The sequence below is a fragment of the Bradyrhizobium sp. CSA112 genome, assembly GCF_029051645.1.
In the GTDB taxonomy this organism is placed as follows: Bacteria; Pseudomonadota; Alphaproteobacteria; order Rhizobiales; family Xanthobacteraceae; genus Bradyrhizobium.
The window spans coordinates 562,156-582,878 of record NZ_JAACFS010000001.1; the positions used below are offsets into that span (position 1 = coordinate 562,156).

General features: G+C 59.9%; 18 protein-coding genes. 7 read left to right on the forward strand and 11 right to left on the reverse strand.

Translation table 11 applies throughout. The features are described 5' to 3' along the window. Nucleotides 1-42 precede the first annotated feature (42 nt). The 7 genes from GWE18_RS02810 to GWE18_RS02840 form a co-directional block, all read right to left on the reverse strand. Nucleotides 43-1,278, reverse strand: a complete 1,236-nt coding sequence (locus GWE18_RS02810; protein ID WP_275184265.1) for a cupin domain-containing protein — start codon at nucleotides 1,276-1,278, stop codon at nucleotides 43-45. 77 nt (nucleotides 1,279-1,355) lie between these two features. After that, nucleotides 1,356-2,375 (reverse strand): formate dehydrogenase subunit gamma, encoded by a 1,020-nt coding sequence (locus GWE18_RS02815; RefSeq protein WP_275184266.1) that lies wholly within the window; start codon nucleotides 2,373-2,375, stop codon nucleotides 1,356-1,358. A gap of 33 nt (nucleotides 2,376-2,408) precedes the next feature. Continuing rightward, a complete protein-coding gene (gene fdh3B / locus GWE18_RS02820) occupies nucleotides 2,409-3,005 on the reverse strand; it encodes a formate dehydrogenase FDH3 subunit beta (RefSeq protein WP_275184267.1) in 597 nt (198 codons plus the stop codon). Between the two features lie 12 nt (nucleotides 3,006-3,017). Continuing rightward, nucleotides 3,018-5,978, reverse strand: a complete 2,961-nt coding sequence (locus GWE18_RS02825) for a formate dehydrogenase subunit alpha (protein WP_275184268.1) — start codon at nucleotides 5,976-5,978, stop codon at nucleotides 3,018-3,020. A gap of 11 nt (nucleotides 5,979-5,989) precedes the next feature. Further along, complete coding sequence (locus tag GWE18_RS02830; protein WP_275184269.1) at nucleotides 5,990-6,199, reverse strand: formate dehydrogenase; 210 nt, start codon at nucleotides 6,197-6,199, stop codon at nucleotides 5,990-5,992. Nucleotides 6,200-6,479: 280 nt separating this feature from the next. After that, entirely contained in the window at nucleotides 6,480-6,635 is a 156-nt protein-coding gene (locus tag GWE18_RS02835; protein WP_275184270.1) for a hypothetical protein, read from the reverse strand. An 18-nt stretch (nucleotides 6,636-6,653) separates the two neighbouring features. Further along, a complete protein-coding gene (locus GWE18_RS02840) occupies nucleotides 6,654-8,009 on the reverse strand; it encodes an ATP-binding protein (RefSeq protein WP_275184271.1) in 1,356 nt (451 codons plus the stop codon). Between the two features lie 93 nt (nucleotides 8,010-8,102). Here GWE18_RS02840 and GWE18_RS02845 point away from each other — a divergent pair, with 93 nt between their 5' ends. From GWE18_RS02845 to GWE18_RS02875, 7 genes are all read left to right on the forward strand, one after another. Beyond that, a complete protein-coding gene (locus tag GWE18_RS02845; RefSeq protein WP_275184272.1) occupies nucleotides 8,103-8,753 on the forward strand; it encodes a DUF202 domain-containing protein in 651 nt (216 codons plus the stop codon). A 285-nt stretch (nucleotides 8,754-9,038) separates the two neighbouring features. After that, on the forward strand, nucleotides 9,039-10,958 hold the full coding sequence (locus GWE18_RS02850; protein ID WP_275184273.1) for a KUP/HAK/KT family potassium transporter: 1,920 nt from the start codon (nucleotides 9,039-9,041) through the stop codon (nucleotides 10,956-10,958). A gap of 599 nt (nucleotides 10,959-11,557) precedes the next feature. Further along, nucleotides 11,558-12,418, forward strand: coding sequence for a ubiquinol oxidase subunit II (gene cyoA / locus GWE18_RS02855; RefSeq protein WP_275184274.1), 861 nt, complete (start codon nucleotides 11,558-11,560; stop codon nucleotides 12,416-12,418). Beyond that, nucleotides 12,408-14,408, forward strand: coding sequence for a cytochrome o ubiquinol oxidase subunit I (gene cyoB / locus GWE18_RS02860; protein ID WP_275184275.1), 2,001 nt, complete (start codon nucleotides 12,408-12,410; stop codon nucleotides 14,406-14,408). Before cyoA ends, cyoB begins: the two co-directional genes overlap by 11 nt. Beyond that, a complete protein-coding gene (gene cyoC / locus GWE18_RS02865) occupies nucleotides 14,405-15,034 on the forward strand; it encodes a cytochrome o ubiquinol oxidase subunit III (RefSeq protein ID WP_275184276.1) in 630 nt (209 codons plus the stop codon). The genes cyoB and cyoC overlap by 4 nt, the downstream gene beginning before the upstream one ends. Beyond that, complete coding sequence (gene cyoD / locus GWE18_RS02870; protein WP_275184277.1) at nucleotides 15,031-15,429, forward strand: cytochrome o ubiquinol oxidase subunit IV; 399 nt, start codon at nucleotides 15,031-15,033, stop codon at nucleotides 15,427-15,429. The genes cyoC and cyoD overlap by 4 nt, the downstream gene beginning before the upstream one ends. 64 nt (nucleotides 15,430-15,493) lie before the next feature. After that, on the forward strand, nucleotides 15,494-16,336 hold the full coding sequence (locus tag GWE18_RS02875; protein WP_275184278.1) for an enoyl-CoA hydratase-related protein: 843 nt from the start codon (nucleotides 15,494-15,496) through the stop codon (nucleotides 16,334-16,336). A 279-nt stretch (nucleotides 16,337-16,615) separates the two neighbouring features. Here GWE18_RS02875 and GWE18_RS02880 read toward each other — a convergent pair whose 3' ends face one another. The 4 genes from GWE18_RS02880 to GWE18_RS02895 are packed head-to-tail and all read right to left on the reverse strand — an operon-like array spanning nucleotide 16,616 to nucleotide 20,696. Then, nucleotides 16,616-17,677: an aromatic ring-hydroxylating dioxygenase subunit alpha gene (locus GWE18_RS02880; RefSeq protein WP_275184279.1), complete on the reverse strand. Its 1,062-nt coding sequence runs from the start codon at nucleotides 17,675-17,677 to the stop codon at nucleotides 16,616-16,618. 18 nt (nucleotides 17,678-17,695) lie between these two features. Further along, nucleotides 17,696-19,054, reverse strand: a complete 1,359-nt coding sequence (locus tag GWE18_RS02885; protein WP_275184280.1) for an amidohydrolase family protein — start codon at nucleotides 19,052-19,054, stop codon at nucleotides 17,696-17,698. Next, nucleotides 19,051-19,851: an ABC transporter permease gene (locus GWE18_RS02890; RefSeq protein ID WP_275184281.1), complete on the reverse strand. Its 801-nt coding sequence runs from the start codon at nucleotides 19,849-19,851 to the stop codon at nucleotides 19,051-19,053. The genes GWE18_RS02885 and GWE18_RS02890 overlap by 4 nt, the downstream gene beginning before the upstream one ends. After that, complete coding sequence (locus GWE18_RS02895) at nucleotides 19,848-20,696, reverse strand: ABC transporter ATP-binding protein (RefSeq protein ID WP_275184282.1); 849 nt, start codon at nucleotides 20,694-20,696, stop codon at nucleotides 19,848-19,850. Before GWE18_RS02895 ends, GWE18_RS02890 begins: the two co-directional genes overlap by 4 nt. Nucleotides 20,697-20,723: the final 27 nt, after the last annotated feature.

The following is a 20,723-nucleotide window of genomic DNA, read 5'->3' on the forward strand; positions in this document are numbered from 1 at the left end:
ATCTCCATCGCCGGCTTCGTGCGCCTGTCGGGATTGTGTCGGCTATGCCGGCCGGACCGGGATCTTTGTTTTGTTCAGTGCCATCGTGACCTGTTGATCCAGCTTGAGATGCACCTTCAGAAGCTCCGGTGGGGTCAAGGCCATCCACTGGTTCAACGACACATCAGCGAAGTAACTGCTCTTGAACATCTCCAGGAAGCGCAGAGTGGTGGTGCCGGTATTCTCCACGTAATGACCCGTGGCGAAGGGAACGAAACCGACGTCTCCGGCCTGAAAGTCGAATGTTCGTGCTTGGCCCGACGCCGCAAACACGCCCATGCGTGCCTGACCGCTGATGTAGTATTGCCATTCATCGGCGTTGGGATGCCAGTGCAGTTCGCGAAGCCCGCCGGGCTCGATTTCTACCAGAGCTGCTGCGATATCTTTGGAGGCCGGGAACACACTGGAGTCGGTGATCCGGACCGTTCCGCTTTTCGTGCGGATCGGGTCCTGAGCCATCATGCGATGGCTGAAGCTTTGCGGCACGGGCGACGCACCTAGCAGTCTGTCTGGACCCAGCGGACCAGGAACAGGCGCCTTGAAGATATAGAGTTCGCTCGGATCAGGCGTATGTCCGAACAGCGATGCAGGCGCGCCAAAGTTCTTGCTCAATACTTCGGCAGGCACGTGCTTGAACCAGTCGCTCAATAGGAATGTGTCGTCCTCGTCGAAGTTGCCATCGTCGAAGACCAGCAGGAATTCACACCCGTCCGGACCGAGCCCCTGGATCGAATGCGGAATGCCGCCGGGGAAATACCAGAGATCGCCGACGCCGACGTCGTCGACAAAATTTCGTCCCTCGGGGTCAATAGCCGTGATGCGGGCGGTCCCATAAAGCATGTAGGCCCATTCGGCCTGCTTGTGCCAATGCAGTTCGCGCACGGCGCCCGCGTTCAGTCGCATCTGCACGCCTGCGATCGCTTTCGAAACACTGAGTTCCCGTGCCGTCACTTGACGGGTCCAGCCGCCGCTGGTCTGCCGCACATGCGCATCGGCAAAAGAGAAGCGGAGATTCGGCGTCGTGCCGGAATCCGTGGCAGGTGGATTGAGCATGTCCGGGTTTTGACGCTCGCGGATTGGGTTGCCAGGAACGGGATCGTTACCCCCAATTCCGGGCGCTCTGCTTGGCTGGAGTATCCGGTCGCTCGTCTGGGCCATCGCGACCGATGCGCTGGTCAGCATTCCGCCGGCAACGGCTGCCGTTGCAAGCATATCTCTGCGGGTGAGTTGGCGGTTCATTGGTAAAATCCTTGTCTGATGGTTTATTTGAAAATTCGTACCTGGCGGCGCATACGGAGCATCCGGGAGCAGCATGGTTATTCCGCCGGGGCCGCTGTTGTTTGTCCGGATCGAGCGGCGAGGCGCTTCCTGCTCAACTGCTCCTCGAGCCAGCGGTCGTGATGCTCCTTCGCCCAGTTGAGATCGACCTCGCCCGTCGCCATGGCCTCGAAGGCGCCCTCCATACCGAGCGTGCCGATGTAGATATGAGCGATGATAACCGCGACGAACAGAACCGCGATCACGGCGTGCACGACCTGCGCGATCTGCATCCCTGCGATATTTGTCCCGTAGAACGGGAAGATCAGCAGGTATCCTGAAACGATGACGGCCGCTCCGGCGCCAAGGGCAAACCAGAACACCAGCTTCTCGCCGGCATTGAAACGCCCCGACGGCGCGTGCTTCGATTTGATGAAGCCGCCACCTTGCTTGATCCAGTCGATGTCGACCTTTCGCGGCAGGTTGTCCCTTATCCAGAGCACGACAATGAGTGCGAGGCCGATAACGAATGCGCCGCTAACGTAATTGTGCACGTACTTGGCGTATTGCGCCACGCTGCTGAACGACTCGGGGCCGATCACCGGCAGCAGCACGAGTTTGCCGAACGTGATGTTCAGTCCTGTCAAGCCGAGGACCACGAAGGATATGGCGGTTAACCAGTGCGAGAAGCGCTCGAAGGAATTGAAGCGAAGCACCCTCTGCCCGGAACGGCCCTTCGAAATCCGAATCCGCCCCATGATCAGATAGGCGGCGCCCAGAGCCGCGATCATGCCCAGAATCACGATCGCGCCGAGCCAATGCAGTGTGACTTCGTGGAAATGATCCCATAGCCGACCAGCGGGCTGCTGAAGGACGTGCTCCCTCTGGTTTGGGATATCGATTCGCCCCTCGATCCGCGGCAATTGCTGGAGCAGCTTTGACTCGCTCTCGACGCTCGCAGTGGGATTAGGTGCGCCATCCGGTCCGAGCTCTTGTGCGAACACCGGCATTGCCGCGGTCATCGTCAGGAATGCCAACGCAATGATGATGTAGCGAATGTAGGCAGGACACATCGTCATGGTGATTCTCCGTGGTGGCGCCCGCAGGGCCGCTCAAACAGCAATTCCCTCGTGATAGGCGGTGGTCCAACCCCATGCGCCCGACCCGTAACCGCGCTTCATCACCCGCTCCTTGTAGATCTCGGCGATGATCGCGCCGTCGCCGGCCAGCAGCGACTTGGTCGAGCACATCTCGGCGCAGATCGGCAGCTTGCCCTCGGCCAGACGGTTGGCGCCGTATTTGGCGTATTCGGCCGGCGTGGAGTCGGCTTCCGGTCCGCCGGCGCAATAGGTGCACTTGTCCATCTTGCCGCGCGAACCGAAGTTGCCGACCTTCGGATATTGCGGGGCGCCGAACGGACAGGCGTAGAAGCAGTAACCGCAGCCGATGCAGAGGTCCTTGGAGTGCAGCACGACGCCGTCGGCGGTGGTGTAGAAGCACGACACCGGGCAGACTGCGGCGCACGGCGCGTCCGTGCAGTGCATGCAGGCCATGGAGACCGAGCGCTCGCCGGGCTTGCCGTCATTGATGGTGACGACGCGGCGGCGATTGATGCCCCACGGCACTTCATGTTCGTTCTTGCAGGCCGTCACGCAGGCGTTGCACTCGATGCAACGGTCGGCATCACAAAGAAATTTGACGCGAGCCATGGCCGTTCTCCCTCACGCAGCTCTGATCTGACAGAGCGTTGCCTTGGGTTCCTGCATGCCCGTCGCTGGATCGTAGCCGTAGGTCGTGAGCGTGTTGACGCTCTCGCCGAGCACGATCGGATCTGCGCCCTTCGGATACTTGCTGCGCAGATCGGCGCCTTCGTACCAGCCAGCAAAGTGGTAGGGCATCCAGGCGACACCTTTGCCTACACGCTCGGTCACCCATGCTTTCATCCGTGTTTTAGAATTGCTCTCGGCTCCGGTGACCCAGACCCAGCCGCCGTCCTCAATGCCGCGTTCGCTGGCGTCCGCCGGATTGATCTCGACGTACATGTCCTGCTTCAGTTCGGCGAGCCACTTGTTGGAGCGCGTCTCTTCGCCGCCGCCTTCGTATTCGACCAGCCGGCCCGAACTCAGAATAAGCGGAAATTGTTTGATGAGGCCTCTGTCGACGGCGGACTTCTGAACGGTGAAACCGATGTTCGGTACCCGAAATTGTTGGGCGTCCGGACGTGTCGGATACTTGCCGACAAGGTCAGGCCGCGACGTGTAGATCACTTCGCGGTGCACCGGGATCGGGTCCGGCAGGTTCCAGGCGATCATCCGCGCCTTGCCGTTGCCGCAGGGGCTGCAGCCGTGCTCGATCGCCACGCGCTGGATGCCGCCGGAAAGATCGAGCGACCAGGAAACCGCATCGGGACTGGTTGCATTCACCCTCTGGATGATTTCCCTCTCCGAGGCGGTGAGGTCCTTGTCCCAGCCGAGTTTCTTGAGAACGCCGAGCGTGAATTCCGGATAACCATCCTTGATTACCGAGCCGACTGAGTAGGACCCTTCGGAGAGCAGATTGTCGTGCACTTCCTTTTCGACTTCCTGCCCGTTTTCCAAGACCTTGCGCTTAACCAGGCGCTCGACGCCGAAACGCGCGCGAAAGGTCCCGCCGCCTTCCTTTACTGGCAGATTGGTATTGTAGAGAATCGCAGTTCCGGGATGCCTGAATTCCGGCGTGCCCCAGCACGGCCACGGCAAACCGTAATAATCGCCGCCAACTTCGGGATCGTCCTTTGGCGCGCGGAGCGTGACCAGATCGAATCTTGCCTGGTTCTTCATGTGGGCTTTGAGGCGCTCAGGCGACTGGCCGCAATACCCGGTCGACCATCCGCCGCGATTGATCTCGCGCAGAATGTCTTCAGCTGACACCGCGCCGCTCTCCACCTTGATGTTCTTGAACATCTTGTCGGCGAAACCCAGTTTCTTCGCGAGCATGTACATCACGTCGTAGTCATTCTTCGATTCGAAGACGGGCGGCACAATCTGCTCGCCCCACTGGAGAGAGCGGTTGGATGCCGTGCGGGAGCCATCCATCTCGAAGCTGGTGCAGGCCGGCAAAAGATAGGTGCCGTTATTGCGTTTCGAGAGCACGGACCACGCCGTCGGGTAGGGGTCACACACGACCAGCAGGTCGAGCTTTTCTATTCCACGAACGGCTTCCGGCATCCTGGTGATGGTATTGACGCCATGCCCCATCACGAACATCGCTTGTAACGTGTCGGGCTGACTGACCTGATCTTTCGGCAACAAGGTGGCGTCAAACCAGCGCGTGCTGGGGATCCCCGGACTCTCCATCAGGGTCTTGTTGGTGAAGCGGGAGCGCATCCAGTCAATGTCGACTTCCCACACTCGGCACCAATGCTGCCACGCCTCTTCAGAAAGTCCATAATACAAAGGCAGCGTCGTTACATCGAGACCGAGATCGGTGGCGCCCTGCACATTGGTATGGCCGCGGAAAATATTCGCGCCGCCGCCGGCATGACCGACATTGCCGGTGGCGAGCAGCAGGATGCAACTCGCCCGGACATTTGCCGTGCCCGTGGCAAACTGCGTCTGGCCCATCGCCCAGATAAGCGTTACAGGCTTCTGGTGAGAGAAAACGTCGGCGATATGCTTGACCTGCGCTTCGGGCAAGCCGGTCACGCGCTCGACTTCGTCAGGCGTCCATTTCGCAACTTCCTTTCGGATTTCCTCGATACCATAGACGCGCTGCTGGATGAATTCCTTGTCCTCCCAGCCGTTCTCGAAAATATGCCAGAGCATCCCATAGATGGTCGGGATGTGAACTCCGGGCCGCACCCGGACATATTCGGTTGCGTGCGCCGCGGTTCGCGTCATCCGCGGGTCGACGACGATGAGGTTTGCGCGGTTGAGTTCCTTGCCTTCGAGAATGTGCTGCAATGAAACCGGATGCGCCTCGGCGGGATTGCCGCCCATGATCAAGATGGTCTTGGAGTTACGGATGTCGTTGTAGCTGTTGGTCATCGCACCGTAGCCCCAGGTATTGGCGACCCCGGTGACCGTGGTGGAGTGACAGATGCGCGCCTGGTGATCCGAATTGTTCGTTCCCCAGAAGGCGGCGAACTTGCGGTTGAGGTAGGCTGCTTCGTTTGTAAATTTAGCCGAACCGAGCCAGTAGACCGAATCCGGGCCGGCCTTCTGGCGGATATCCAGAAGCTTGTCGCCGATCTCATCGATGGCCTGATCCCACGAGAGCCGTTTCCATTGGCCGTCCACCAGCTTCTGCGGGTAACGCAAGCGCCGGTCACTCAACACGTCGTCGCGGACTGCGGCTCCTTTGCAGCAATGTGACCCACGATTGATCGGGCTGTCATAATCCGGCTCCTGGCCGATCCACACGCCGTTTGCAACTTCGGCGATGACTGAGCAACCTACCGAGCAATGGGTGCAGACATTCTTCCGGGTTGTAACGGTTGCACCTGGCGGCGGCGGGGGGCCGGCTTCCGCTTGTCGTATACCAGCGAGCGGTAAGCTGCCGAGCGCCGCCAAGCTTCCGGCGGCGAGACCTGAGCGGCGCAGGAAAGAACGACGGTCAAGGTTGTTGCTGTCTGATGATTGCTTAGCCAACATCGAAGCGACTGTCCTTCGGCGCGCCTGACGCTCTGACCGCTTTATAAGCATCGACGCCTCCCTCAACGCTTCGGGTAACGGTTGACCCGGTAGAAGTTTTGGACCTCGGCAGAGTGTGCCTGAAAGCGGGTCTTGAGCTTGTCGGTCTTGGTTTCGGTGTCGGCGGCGACAGCGCCGCTCTCCAGACCGCTGGTGGCCGTTACGATAAAACCGATCATCCCCGTGCGCAGCAGCTGGCGTCGTCCAATGGTTGCTTTGTGCCGATCACCCATCAAAAGCCTCCTTGGTCAACAGAGGTCACCGTATATGATTAGGACAGGAACGCATTTCTCGGGGCGGGTGCACCGATGGTAGGCGCCGCAGATTGCGCGCAGCTAGCGAAGACAAGAATGGTCACGCGCGCGCGAGAATTCCATTAAAAAGGAATTTATACATGCGGACGTCCGCTGGTACGTGCTGCAGCGACGGCATCAGGATCGCGGGGCGGGTCGATCGCCGAATCCATCCACACGCTTGCGTTCGGACTTCCTTCAGCAAGGTAGCCGCGGCCGCCTAGCTGCACTCGGGATGCAGGCGAGCGTAGTCCAAATTCGAACAGTCGAGACCATCGTCGTCGTAGACGCCGTCGTCATCGTAAAAGCCGTCAGCACCGTAAAGGCGATCGCCGTGCCGGTGAGCACCCATGTGTCTGCCGAAGCCAGCGTCCATATCGCCCTCCTGCCGGCGTCAATTGGATGGAACAGGACAGGCAATTTCAGCAACGCAGCCCGCGCCAGTGTTCAGCGTTAGCCTAAAGCCGTGCAATTTGACGATGGCCGAGACGAGGCTCAGGCCAAGACCGGTTCCGGGCGTATTTCGGCTTTTGTCGGATCTGTAGAAGCGCCTGATCACCGCGTGCCGTTCGTCCTTTCCTATTCCTGGCCCGGTGTCCGAGACCCGAATGATGTTTTCGTTTTCGCCACGGGCCAGAGATAGATCGATGGATCCCCCCGCGGGCGTGAATTTGACCGCATTGTCGACCAGATTCGCCACTGCCTCGAAGAAGAGGTCGCGGTCGCAATATGCCGTTGCGTTACCCGCAGACGCGACCCGCAGCGTGATGTGCTTGTCTTCGGCCATCGGGCTGTAGAAATCCCCGACTTCCCGCACGAGGCCCGCCAGCGCGACATCGCCAAAGTTGGCGTTGCCTCGACTGTTCTCGATCTCGCCGATCCGCAGCAGCGCGGTTATGATTGTCAACGATTGATCGAGCGCGCCAACCGCCCGGTCCGCGACCAATTGCAGTTCCTCCAGGGTCTTGGCGTTGGTACGCCCGCGCTCGAGCCCGATTCTCATGCGGGTGAGCGGCGTGCGTAGATCGTGGGCTATCGCATTGCCGACCCCGGCCATCTCGGCGACGAGAATTTCGATTTCGTCCAACATGCCGTTTGCGATCACGGCAAGCTTATCGAACGGATGATCAAGCCCAGAGACCGGGATACGCTCGCGCAAGTTGCTCGACATGATGCGCCGAACCAGAGCATTCAGGTCTGTGACGCGCCGTTGAACACGGACACTTAGTACTCCCCCAATAACCAAACTCAACCCGATGGCGAAGGGAAGGGCTAACAGCAAGGCGCGCCCCATCACCTCAACCATCTCCTTATCCTCGCCGTTGTAACGGGCTATCACCAACACGTTTCCGTTTGGAAGATTGCGCGCAATAGCCCGAACCGCCATGCTTTCCTGCCCGCGCTGGTCGACCCTGACAGCTTTCGCGTCCTGCACAGTCGCATTGACCATGAGCGCCGGCGGAAGGCTTTCCAGATTGCCGGCGATCCGATGTCCGTCCGCGTCGAACAAACCGGCGAGCTTGATGCGGCGCGGATCCTCGCTCAGCCGATCCTCAATCGCATTCAACTGGCGGCTCGGTGTGTCGGCGGCGATCACGAGACTTTCCTCGGTGATGGCGGCATCCATCCGCACCCGCATATGAGCGGCAGCCTCCCAATAGACGATGGCCGAGAACAGCAAAATGCAGACCGCGAAGGCGATCGAGATCCAGCGGAAAACTATGGTGCGGACCAAATCAGGAAGTTTCACGAATGATAAACCTGGCGCATGCCTGCTGTCTTCCAAGCTAGGCCGATGGTCCCGGGCTGCCACTAAACAACGTTTTACAATCGGAGCTTAGCCATGACGCATTGCGGCATGGCCTGCACCACGTCTCGTTGTCGGCTGCGGCGGGTCGAACTATGGGGTGATCAGATCGTCTGCACGCAACGGGCGATCTCTAAATCCGAATTTAGCTTTTCGAAAATCGAATTTGATGGTGCGGGCAAATTGTGGACCTACATTGTGGCCAGCAGGTTATCTGATTTTGGCGTTCACTGTCGTGTGGAAACAGCCAGCGATGTTCGCGAGATCGGCGCAACATCCATGTCGGTTGCTAGGAGAGATTTGATGATCGCCCATTACACCGACCACGCGGCGAACGAGCGAACGTTTCTTGCCTGGATACGCACCGGCTTGGCCGTGGTCGCATTTGGATTTTTTCTCTTCAAGCTGAACGTGCTTGTTGATGCGGTGAGTGGCGGGAACTTGTCCCATACTTCTGCGGAAGACGCCGGCGGGCTGGTCGCGGTCGCGGCTCGCTACGCTGGACTGGTCTTGGTGGTGACCGGAAGCGTGATCGTCGCACGAAGCAGCGCCGACTTTGAGCGCAGGCGCCGCGCGATCGAGCGCGAAGAGGTGACCCAGATCTCGCATTCTCGCGCCGGGTCATGGCTTTCGGCAGCGTTAGTGATCCCGGTGGTGATTTTCTGCATCTATCTCGCGTTGCTTTGAGCCCCGTGCGAATAACCGAGTGAGCCCAATGGAGGTGAGAACGGAAAAAATGGCCGGCACAGCTGTGCGCCTGATCGGCCTGGTCAGTCGGCAGAAAGGCCCGAATAATCTTGAAGTGCCATTCGATCATCTCGGCGATTTCATCACGCCGACCCGAACTGTTCTACATGCGCAGGCATTTCTTCATGCCGCAGCTGGATCCCGTCACTATCGGCTGTCGATAGGGGGCCGCGCGTCCCGAAACGCACGCGACGTGTGTACGCGAAGCAAGGAGCGTTGAAACACATGCCCACATCTACTGCTTCAACACTGAATGCCGCGAAAAATTCTACTGGAGAGACCCAGAACAGGTTTGCACAGCCCGCAACTGCATCGGCTGGACTTCTGGCGCTCGGCATTGTTTACGGCGACCTCGGAACCAGCCCTCTTTATACGCTGCAGACAATTGTGCACATCATGGGAGATCAATTCACGCCAGACGCAGCTCTTGGCTCGCTATCTCTGATCTTTTGGGCGCTGATTATCACGATATCGATCAAGTACTGTCTTTTTGTAATGCGCGCTGACAACCAAGGAGAAGGTGGGATTCTCGCGCTGATGACAATGACCGGAGCCCATTGGGCTGGTCGTGGTCGGGTGCTCATTATCATGGGTCTGTTTGGTGCAGCCCTCATTTATGGAGATGGAATTATTACGCCGGCAATCTCGGTTCTGAGTGCGGTTGAGGGTCTAAACGCCGCAACGAGCATATTCAAACCGTACACGATGCAGATTGCCCTTGTCATTTTGGTCGGGCTGTTTGCAATTCAGAATCGGGGAACCGGCGTCGTTGGAAAGGCCTTCGGGCCGATCATGTTCGTTTGGTTTGCTACCATCGCAGTCCTTGGCGGTATTGGAATTGTGCATCATCCGCATGTTCTGGCTGCGATAAATCCTGTTTACGGTGTTCAACTCGTGATGAATCACGGGTTTCTCGGGTTCACCGTACTGGGTGGAGTATTTCTCGCGCTGACGGGCGGTGAAGCGCTTTACGCCGACATGGGTCACGTCGGACGAAATCCAATTCGCGTTACCTGGTATTGCTTCGTGCTGCCAGCTCTGGTCCTGAATTACGCTGGCCAGATCGGAAATTTCCTGGAAGCTCCCAACCTGCAAGAAAACCCGTTTTTCAAACTCGCGCCCAACTGGTCGATATACCCGTTGGTTGCGCTTGCTACGCTTGCCACCATCATCGCCAGCCAAGCCATCATTACCGGTTCGTTCTCCATGACGCGGCAGGCCATGCAGCTCGGCTGGTTTCCTGGTGTGCGGATCAGTCAGACTTCGGCAGAAGAATATGGGCAGATCTACGTACCATTCGTGAATTGGAGCATGATGGCGCTTACCGTTGTCTTGGCCGCGGGGTTCGGGAGTTCCGATCGTCTTGCAGGAGCCTACGGGACGGCTGTATCGACCACAATGATCCTAACTACAGCGCTGCTCTACCATGTGATGCGTGATCGGTGGCAATGGTCGCTCTGTCCAGCAGCCGCCGTCACGGGTATCTTGTTGGCAATTGATCTTGCCTTCTTCTCGGCAAATCTTCTGAAGATATTAGAGGGCGGCTGGATTCCGCTTACATTCGGCGCCCTTGTGTTCATCATTATGACAACCTGGCACTCCGGCGTTGAGGCTATGCGTCGGCGCAGCGCGGCAAGATCTCTACAGCCGGCTGAGTTCTTCGCACACCTACGCAGCGATAACGTCGCTAGAGTTTCGGGTACTGCGGTGTTTCTTACGCGACTTGGCAACGCGATACCGCCGGTCATCATCGATTACGTGAAGCAAGTCGGAACGCTGCCAAAGACAGTTATTGCCCTGACGGTTAGCTTCGAGGACGTTCCTCGTGTTCGATCAAAAGATCGCGTCCGCATAGAACAGCTCAGCGACGGCTTTTGGCACGCAACCGTTCACTTTGGATTCGTCGAGATCCCCGACCTTCCGGCTGTCCTCAGACTTGCGAAAAAGGGCGGAGTGCCGATCCTGGACGATGCGAGATATTATATCGAGCGCAACGACCTTATCAGCCGCAAACATCGAAATCCGCTGTCGCGATCGTCCCTGGCATTATTTTCATTCATGTCGCGCAATTCTGCACACGCCATCGACCGGTTCAAGATACCCTCGAGAGCGCTGATTGAAATAGGCCGCAGGATCGAACTGTAAGGGCGATGCGCCTAGGAAATCGACCTTTCCCGATTTGCTAGCGAGTGACCGAGGCCGCGGCCAGCGATCTTCCTTGGAAGTTTGGCAGTCGGAGCGTCGCGGAAAGTCCGAGACCCTTTCGTTCGCTGGTTTTCGACGTCGTCAAACTTCAGGGCAAATGGTCTCCGTTCGAACGACCGCACCAAGAAAGCTCTCTAAAATGGAATTTAATGGTGGCGGCGGATTGCAAGCCTACATGAACGCCAACGATACGGCGTTCTAGTGAAGAGTGGAGCTATCCGATGTCGAACACCTCGGCAGAAGTCACCTTAGTCTTGTTGCCTGCCGGTTCATTTGCGCGAGGCGCAGGCGCAACGAGATATTTGGGAGCGGACCGACCAAGCGCTGCTGGACTTAGCGCGTTGTCGGTCGATCCGAGCGGGATGGGAAATGCTTCCAGGGTTGCCCCGATTCCGCCGCCGCGCATCACCGTCCCGACGGTTCCGCAGTTCAAGTGATTGCGAACGGGAGTCCGACTTAGCACGGCCGTAGCAGCGATATGGGGCAAACATGATTCAGGTATCTTGTGGGCGTAAAACGTCCAGGCCGCGGCAGCGTTGTTGCGCCTTCAATTATCCGGTTGGGCGATGAATATCCTTGATCCACAGGGTCCGATCGGAGCCGCTGAAAAGACCATCCTGATCGACTCGCTTGCGATCATGCTGGCGATCGTCGTGCCGACGATCATCGCGATCTTTGCCTTTGCATTCTGGTTTCGGGCATCCAACACGAGGGCATTTCACTGGCCGAACTGGGAGTATTCCGGGCGCATCGAGCTGGTGGTGTGGGCGATCCCGGCGCTCACCGTGATTCTGCTCAGCGGCGTTGCATGGATCGGCGCGCATCAGCTCGATCCAGCGAAACCGATCGAGGGATCGGACAAGCCGTTGACGATTCAGGTGGTGTCGCTCGACTGGAAATGGCTGTTCATCTATCCCGACCAGAAAATCGCAACCATCAATGCGCTCACCGTTCCGGCCGGCGTGCCGCTGCGGTTCGAGCTCACCTCGGCAAGCGTAATGAACGCGTTCTTCATCCCGCAATTCGGAAGCATGATCTACACCATGAACGGCATGACAAGCCGGCTTAATCTTCGGGCCGATACGCCGGGCATGTTTCAGGGCCTCTCGGCGCATTTCAGCGGCGACGGGTTTTCGGACATGCACTTCGACGTCCGTGCCGTGCCACCAGAGCAATTTTCGAAATGGGTCGACGATACATCGCGTGCCGTTAAGTCGCTTGATGAGGCCAGCTATGGCGAGATCGCCAAGCCGTCGACGAAGAGTGAGCCGGCAGTTTACCGGCTGACCGATCCCGACCTGTTCAACGCAATCGTCACGCAGAAGCTGCCGCCGTCGCTGGGCGCCCAGTCCGGCGTGAAGGGCGCTTCGCCAACAGCGAGGGTTGCCGATGCTCGGTAAGCTCACCTGGGACGCCATTCCCTTCGATCAGCCGATCCCGATGATCGCCTCGGGCGTCGTGGCGCTCGCCATTCTTGCGATCCTCGGCTGGGTCGTGATCAAGGGGTACCTGCCGTATCTGTGGCGGGAATGGATCACCAGCGTCGATCATAAGCGCATCGGTGTAATGTACACACTGCTCGCTATGGTGATGTTGTTACGCGGCTTCGCCGACGCCATCATGATGCGGCTGCAGCAGTCGCTCGCCTTTCATAGCCCAGGTTTCCTTCCACCTGAACATTACAACCAGATATTCTCGGCGCACGGCACCATCATGATCTTCTTCGTCGCCATGCCGTTCATGATCGGGTTGATGAACTTCATCGTACCTCTGCAGCTCGGCGTCCGCGACGTCGCTTTTCCGACGTTGAACTCGGTCGGCTTTTGGCTGACCGCTACCGGGGCGCTGCTCATCAACATCTCGTTGATCGTCGGCGAATTCGCGCGCACCGGCTGGCTGCCCTATCCGCCGCTGTCGGAGCTCGCCTATTCGCCCGGCGTCGGCGTCGACTACTATCTGTGGTCGCTCGAAATATCCGGCGTCGGCACACTGGTGGCGGGCATCAACCTCGTCACCACCGTGCTGAAGATACGCACCAGGGGCATGAGCTATTTGCGCATGCCGATGTTCTGCTGGACGACGCTTGCCACGAATCTGTTGATCGTGGCGGCATTTCCAATCCTGACCGCCACCCTCGCGATGCTGCTGCTCGACCGCTATCTCGGCTTTCATTTCTTTACCAACGAAGGCGGCGGCAACGTGATGATGTTCATGAACCTGATCTGGGCCTGGGGCCATCCGGAAGTTTACATTCTCGTGCTGCCGGCGTTCGGCATCTTCTCGGAGGTGATCTCGACATTTTCAGGCAAGCCATTGTTCGGGTACCGCTCGATGGTGGCCGCGACCATGGCAATCTGCATCCTCTCGTTCATGGTGTGGCTGCATCATTTCTTCACGATGGGTGCAGGCGCCGACGTCAACGCGATCTTCGGTATTGCGACCATGATCATCGCCGTGCCCACCGGTGTGAAGGTGTTCAACTGGCTGTTCACGATGTATGGCGGCAAGGTGCGGTTTCAGACGCCGCTATTGTGGTCGATCGGATTCATGGTGACATTCATCATCGGCGGCGTGACCGGTGTGCTGATGGCGGTGCCGCCTGTCGCCTTTGTTCTGCATAACAGCCTGTTCCTGGTCGCACACTTCCACAACGTCATCATCGGCGGCGTTCTGTTCGGTGCGTTTGCGGGGTACACCTACTGGTTTCCCAAGGCATTCGGTTTCAAGCTGCACGAAGGCCTTGGCCGGGCGGCGTTCTGGTGCTGGCTTGTCGGTTTCTACGTCGCCTTCATGCCGCTCTACGTGCTCGGCCTGCTCGGCATGACTCGGCGGATGCAGCATTATGACGTGCCCCAATGGCATCCCTGGCTAATCGTGGCCGCCTGCGGCGCAGTCCTGATCATGTGCGGCATCGCATTTCAGATCGCCCAGCTTGTCGTCAGCGTCCGCCAGCGTGCGCAACTTCGTGACGAAACCGGCGATCCCTGGGACGGCCGCTCGCTGGAATGGGCCACTGCCTCCCCGCCGCCGGCCTTCAATTTCGCGGTGTTGCCGCGGGTATCCGGTGAGGACGCCTATTGGAAGTTCAAGCACCGCGCAACCGGCCAAAGCAGACTCGACGAGGAACCGGCGTATCGAAATATCGAGATCCCGCGCAATTCGGCGACCGGCTTCGTCTGCGCCTTCTTCGCCACCATGATGGGATTTGCACTGGTCTGGCACATCTGGTGGATGGTTGCCGCAGGAGCAATCGGCGCCTTCGCCACGTTCATCGTGTTCGCCTGGCGCGACCACGATGAGGATGTCATTCCGGCACTGGAAGTCGCGCGGATCGACCGCAGCAACTGGGCACAGCGTAGCGCGATACTTGGCAAAGAGGCCGCTGAATGAGCACAGTTGCACTGACGGAGGCGCATCAAGGCGCCGCCGCTGGCCGCGAGTGGAACGGTCCTGCGCCCAAACGCATCGTCACCGGCTACGGCTTCTGGATCTTCATTCTCAGCGACATGATCATGTTCGCGACCTTCTTTGCGACCTACGCCGTTCTGGTTGGGCAGACGGCGGGCGGGCCGACGGGGCACGACCTGTTCGATCTGCGCAATGTCGCGATCGAAACTGCATTCCTTCTGGCGTCGAGCTTTACCTGCGGCCTCGCCAGTATCGCGGCCGACGTTCGTAGCAAGAACTGGTTCCAGCTTGCCATGGCAGTGACCTGCGTGCTCGGCCTCGGCTTTCTCACCCTCGAAGGGCAGGAATTTGCCAGCCTCGTTGCCCGCGGCGCCGGACCGACGCGCAGCGCGTTTCTGTCGGCGTTCTTCACATTGGTGGGCTGCCACGGGCTGCACGTCTCGGCCGGTACGCTGTGGCTGCTGACGATGATGGCGCAAGTCTTTACCAAGGGGTTCAGGCCGGACATTCAGCGCCGCATCCTATGCTTTGCGCTGTTCTGGCACGCCCTCGACATCATCTGGATCGCGGTGTTCACGATCGTGTACTTGCTGGGAAGCGCAAAGTGACGAATGGATTCGATGAAGCCATCAACGACATAGACGTTGCGCCTGGCGACGAGCACGCCGACGGCGGAGGCGTCGCACAGCGGGTCGTCGGTTACCTGACTGGCCTTGGGCTCGCCATTCTGCTGACGGCGACCTCTTTCTTTGTCGCGGGCACCGATCTGGTGTGGCAGCCGAGTATTCCGGTCGCGCTTGTCGTGTTGGCGATCGCGCAGATGGGCGTGCATCTGGTGTTCTTCCTGCACATCACCACTGGGCCTGACAACACCAATAACGTGCTGGCTCTGGCTTTCGGCGTCCTGATCGTCATTCTTCTCATGGGCGGATCGCTCTGGATCATGGCGAACCTCAATCACAACATGATGCCGATGGATCAAATCATGCAGATGCAGCGCTAGCCGGGTGATCATGACGTGTACCGACCGCGTGGCGGTCGCGGTCCAAAAATCGGGAGACAAGTCGATGACATCACAAACCGACGAGGCCGCGCAGTCCGGGCTTATGGCGGACATTCCGTACGGTCAGCAGACGAAGATCACCATTGAGCGCAAAGGCCAAATTGTACTGATTGGCATCAATCGGCCCTACATCGACAACCGGCTGGATCCGGACGCGACAGAAGGCTTGGCGAGAGCATACTACGAGTACGATCGGGATCCCTCGCTCCGTGCGGCGGTTCTGTTCGGCTATGGCGACCGCTTCTCCAGAGGTGTCGATGTCGATGCCTACAAGGCATTCGCTCAGTCTGGAAAAAAGATGATGGATGGGCCCGGCTTCATCGACCCTCTAGGGCGGACCAAGCCAGCGCTCACGAAGCCTCTGGTTGTCGCGGTGCATGGCGACACCTGGAATATGGCGCACGAGCTTTTCCTTGTAGCGGACATACGCGTAGCGTCGGAAGACACGGAGTTCGGTCAGGATGAGAACACGCACGGCCGTTTTCCCGGAGGCGGCGCAACGGTTCGTTTCCCCAGCGAAGCCGGATGGGGAAATGCCATGCGGTTCATTCTAACAGGCGATCATTGGGGTGCGAAGGAAGCCCTCCGGATGGGAACGGTTCAGGAAGTGGCCCCAAACCGAGATGCGGCTCTCGCGAAGGCTGTCGAGATCGCCAACAAGATCGCCGCATGCGGCCCTCTCGGCATTAAGACGTCCCTGGCCTCCTCCCATATGGCGCTCGAAGACTCTCAGACGGCGCTGGCTAAGCTCGGCGACCAATATCGTGCGCTGCTCACGACCAGGGATTTCCAGGAAGGCCGTGATGCCGAGGCACAAAAGCGTCCACCCGTTTACGAGGGACGGTGACAACAAGCTCGCGGACGGTCGTGGTGCGTTTGCGTGCCCTTGCTAAACGTTCGCGTATCGCCAGCGTATTTCGTTCTGCCAAGTCTCGCCGAAGGGCAGGCGCTCTTCGACTGGTGGGCGACGTGCTGCACCTCACTGGGATGCCGGCGGGCTGCCACATCGGCGATGTCGTCGGCTGGATTCGCGGGTGCGAGATTCTGGCCGAAAGAGATCCTCGCCTCGCATCCTCCAAATCGCCATCTGCTTTCCATTGTCGCGTACAAGGCAACGAGCATTTGACTACACCGCCAGATGACTCCGCTCCAGGGCACTGGCGTCCATGGCCATCGGCTTCGGAACCTCTTCCTCGTCATGTTCTTGTAGCAGGTCGAGCAGGCGTTTGCGCATCAACATGCCGGGGCGATCGGACGGCATGTGCTTCTCGATCTTGCGGCCCATGTCGACGATCGCATCGGGGTCAGTTGATTCCAGGATGTCCCGATCTTCTGCGATAATTGCGGCATCCCAGTCGATCAGTTCCTGCGTCGAGCAGTCCGCCTCGGTGTCGTTGCGGAACAGGAGCTGCACTACCTGGATCTTGCCGTCGGTGATCGGCGTTGCGCAGTTAAAGATGATATGCCGGATGCCGGAGGGATACTCCATGTCGAGCCGGCGGCAGAACGGCATGAACCATTTGTTGCGCATGTGTCGCTTTGTATAGGGCTCCGTTGTGCCAGAGATCTTCGCCGCGATCGGTGGGTTCTTTACGGTGACGAGGGTTTCCGCCTCGAAGCCGTAATCGGTCTCGACGATCTCGTATTTCTCCGGTCGCGGTTGGTCGATGTCGCCGAACGTGTTTTTGTGCACGAAGGCGAAGTGCGCGTTGTCGAACGAGTTCTCCATAAGCCGCAGTGCTGCCGTGTTCCAGGTGTCATAGAACTGGAAGATACGGCGATAGGCGGGATCGCTGTCCTCTGGAATGTCGGGAATGTCGCGCAGCGGCTCGTCCAGCGCAACCCAGACATAGCCGTAGCGAGCTTTCGTGCGGAACGCGCGCGCCCTGGCGTCGGGAATCGGTTGCTCGAACGGAAACTGCGGGATCATCACCAGCTTGCCGTCGCGGTCGTACTCCCAGCCATGATAGCCGCAAACGATGTTGCCGTTGCGGCACCAGCCCTTGGAGAGTTTTGCGGTGCGATGGCAGCAGCGATCCTCCAGCGCCGCGGGTTCGCCCTTGGCATCGAGAAACAGCACGATCGGCTCACCCAGCAGCGTGAACGGCTGCGGCCCGCTCTCGAGTTGTTCGATTCGCATAACCGCATACCAGAAGCGGCGAAGCACCGGTTGTTTGGTGGCCAGCATGAGGTGTCTCCCAAAAGTTCAGGCGGCGATGCGCGTCACGACGCGCGCCGCGTCGGATCGAAGTCGTGCAAGGTCGAGGCCGGGGATGGCGCCGTCGTCAACGACGGTCCGCCCGCCAATCAGCAGATGACGCACACGGGCGCCACCGCAAGTCACCGGTGCGACCAGGACATCATGCATGCCGAAGTATCGCGGCAGGTCGAGATCAAACACGGCGATGTCCGCCTGCTGGCCGGGCGCAAGCGTGCCGACATGCGGCAGGCCCAGCACCCGCGCGCCGCCGGCCGTGGCCCAGTGCACGACGTTTTCGGCGGTGACGGCATTCGCGCCCTTCACCGCGCGATGGGTGTGCCAAGCGCTGTGCATCTCGCAGATCATGTCGGCAGCCTCGTTCGACGCGGCACCGTCGACGCCCAGCGACACCGCGCCGCCGAGCGCGGCGAGGGCGTCGGCTGGCGCGACACCGGAGCCGAGCCGGCAGTTCGACTGCGGGCAGTGCGCCATGCCGGTGCCGGTGTCGGCGAGAATCTTCACCTCGTCATGGTCGAGATGTACCATATGCGCGTACCAGATATCGGGGCCGAGCCAATCGTGGTCGGCAAGCCAGTGCACCGGGCGTTTGCCATGCACCGACATGCAGAAGTCGACATAGTCCGACGTCTCCGACAGGTGGCTGTGCAGCCGCAGCTTCATGTGCCGCGAGGTGGCGATCACTTCGCGAAGTTCACCCGGGTCCAGTGACCAGGTCGGCGTGGTCGGCGCCATCGCAACCTTGGTGAGACCGGCGGGAGAGGGATCATGAAAACGCTGGGCGCAGGCTTCGACCGAGGCCAGCATGCGCTCGAGCGGTTCAATCGGCGTCGGTGCTCCGTCGCCGCCGCTGACGTGGCTCGTCTTGGTGCCGCCGCCGCGGCAAAGCACCAGGCGCAGCCCGAGGCCGCGGGCGACTTCGAAGATCACCGTCGCCGGATCGAAACGGTAGGTATCGCTAAACAGATAGTGGTGATCGGCCACGGTCGTGGTGCCGGACAGCAGCAGCTCGGCAAGGCCGATCCGGGCGGCGACCGCCAGCGCCTGCTCGTCGATCTTCGACCAGTACGCATAGGGCACTGACCGCAGCCAGCTGGCGAGCGGCTGATTGATGCCGGCCTGCACCCCCTTCAACACGCTCTGGAATAGGTGGTGGTGGGTTGAGATCAAGCCGGGATAGATCACGCAACCGGAGGCATCCAGCCTTCGTTCGCCGCTCTCCGGCGTGAGCACGCCGATCGCCGTGATGACACCGTCGCGGATCCGGATCGATCCTTGGGCGCGCATCGCGTCGCCAGCGAGGCCGGTGAAAATTCCCTCGGCGTTCTCGATCAGCATTGCGTTCATGCTTCGGCTCCGATCTCGCTCTCGTGCCAATTCGACAGCGCGAGCTTGGACAGTCCCACCATCGCGCCGAACAGCAACACGCCGGTAACGGTGATCAGGAACAATGCGGCGAACATCCTGGGAATATCCAGCTGGAATCCGGCATCGAGAATCTCGTAGGCAAGTCCTGATGAGCGGCCGCCGGTGCCGGCGACGAACTCGGCGACCACTGCGCCGATCAGCGCAAGCCCGGAGGAAATGCGCAGGCCGCCGAAGAAGTACGGTAGAGCGCCGGGAATCCGCAGCCGCACCAGGGTTTTCAATCGGCTGGCACGGTTCATGCGGAAATAGCTGGCGAGCCCGGGATCGACGCTGCGCAGGCCCAGCGTGGTGTTGGAGATGATGGGGAAGAGCGCCACCAACGTCGCGCACACCGTCAGTGAGAGTTGCGTGTTCTTCACCAGGATGATGATCAGCGGCGCGATCGCCACGATCGGCGTGACCTGCAGCAGCACCGCATAGGGAAACAGGCTGACCTCGATGGCGCGGCTTTGCACGAACATGAAGGCGATCAGCGTTCCCAGCACAACGGCAGCGGCGAACGCCTGCAGGGTGATGCGTAGGGTGATCAGCAGTGCGCGCAGCAGCGACGGACCGTTCTTGATCAGACTGGCGAAGATGTCGCTCGGTTTCGGAAACAGATAGACCGGGATTGAGCCGAGGCGGCAGCCGATTTCCCAGACCGCGAGCAGCGCCACGCCGACCGCGAGCGGCGCCGCGATTCGTACGAAAGTCTCCGATTGCAACAGCGGCTTCATGGCGTAACTCCCGATGCCGACGGCAACGACGCTTCGGCAAGCCAGGTCGATAGTTCGCGGCAGTAGGCGGCGAACCGGGCGCTGTCGCGGAAATCCTGGCTGCGTGGTTGCGGTTCATCGATGGTCATGGTGCGGAAGATGCGGCCGGGGCTGGCGGCGAGCACCACGATCCGCGTCGACAGGAACACCGCTTCATAGATGGAGTGGGTGACGAACACCGTGGTCAGCTTGCGTTCCCACCACAATTTGATCAGATCATCATCGAGCTTGTTGCGGGTGAATTCATCGAGCGCGCCGAATGGCTCGTCCATCAACAGCAGGTTCGGCTCGGTGGCGAGCGCGCGTGCGATCGACACCCGCATCTTCATGCCGCCGGAGAGCTGGCGCGGGAAATGCCGCGCGAAGGCCGAGAGGCCGACCCGGGCGATGGCGTCGCTGACCCGCGGATCGGCCTTGCCGCGTGGCACGTCCGCGAGGTCGAGCGGCAGCCGCACATTGGCGTCGACCCGCGCCCAGGGCATCAGGGTCGGCTCCTGGAATACGAAGGCGAGACCGCGGCCGCCCTGGCCCACATGTCCGAAATCGCCGCGCCACCACAAAATCCGCCCGTCCGATGGCTGGATCAAATTGGCGATTAGCTTGAGCAGCGTGCTTTTGCCGCAACCGGACGGGCCGATCAAAGTGAGGAATTCACCCTCGGCGATGGTGAGGTCGATCGGTGCCAGGGCACGAGTGCCGTTGGCGAAGATCTTTTCCGCGGACAGCACTTCGACCGCCGGCGGACGATCGGCTGCGCGGCGCGTGGTGTGTGGATCCAGGGGGTCGCTGGGCAAGGGAGCATTCATGATAGACTTCTTTGCGGGCTAATCATC

Bases quoted from the DNA above. Each gene is read 5' to 3' on its own strand.
- GWE18_RS02825 (WP_275184268.1), bottom strand. From the start codon at position 5,978: ATGCTTATAAAGCGGTCAGAGCGTCAGGCGCGCCGAAGGACAGTCGCT.
- GWE18_RS02810 (WP_275184265.1), bottom strand. From the start codon at position 1,278: ATGAACCGCCAACTCACCCGCAGAGATATGCTTGCAACGGCAGCCGTT.
- cyoC (WP_275184276.1), top strand. From the start codon at position 14,405: ATGAGCACAGTTGCACTGACGGAGGCGCATCAAGGCGCCGCCGCTGGC.
- GWE18_RS02845 (WP_275184272.1), top strand. From the start codon at position 8,103: ATGACGCATTGCGGCATGGCCTGCACCACGTCTCGTTGTCGGCTGCGG.
- GWE18_RS02890 (WP_275184281.1), bottom strand. From the start codon at position 19,851: ATGAAGCCGCTGTTGCAATCGGAGACTTTCGTACGAATCGCGGCGCCG.
- GWE18_RS02880 (WP_275184279.1), bottom strand. From the start codon at position 17,677: ATGCTGGCCACCAAACAACCGGTGCTTCGCCGCTTCTGGTATGCGGTT.
- GWE18_RS02830 (WP_275184269.1), bottom strand. From the start codon at position 6,199: ATGGGTGATCGGCACAAAGCAACCATTGGACGACGCCAGCTGCTGCGC.
- GWE18_RS02875 (WP_275184278.1), top strand. From the start codon at position 15,494: ATGACATCACAAACCGACGAGGCCGCGCAGTCCGGGCTTATGGCGGAC.
- GWE18_RS02815 (WP_275184266.1), bottom strand. From the start codon at position 2,375: ATGACGATGTGTCCTGCCTACATTCGCTACATCATCATTGCGTTGGCA.
- fdh3B (WP_275184267.1), bottom strand. From the start codon at position 3,005: ATGGCTCGCGTCAAATTTCTTTGTGATGCCGACCGTTGCATCGAGTGC.
- GWE18_RS02885 (WP_275184280.1), bottom strand. From the start codon at position 19,054: ATGAACGCAATGCTGATCGAGAACGCCGAGGGAATTTTCACCGGCCTC.
- GWE18_RS02850 (WP_275184273.1), top strand. From the start codon at position 9,039: ATGCCCACATCTACTGCTTCAACACTGAATGCCGCGAAAAATTCTACT.
- GWE18_RS02895 (WP_275184282.1), bottom strand. From the start codon at position 20,696: ATGAATGCTCCCTTGCCCAGCGACCCCCTGGATCCACACACCACGCGC.
- GWE18_RS02835 (WP_275184270.1), bottom strand. From the start codon at position 6,635: ATGGACGCTGGCTTCGGCAGACACATGGGTGCTCACCGGCACGGCGAT.
- cyoB (WP_275184275.1), top strand. From the start codon at position 12,408: ATGCTCGGTAAGCTCACCTGGGACGCCATTCCCTTCGATCAGCCGATC.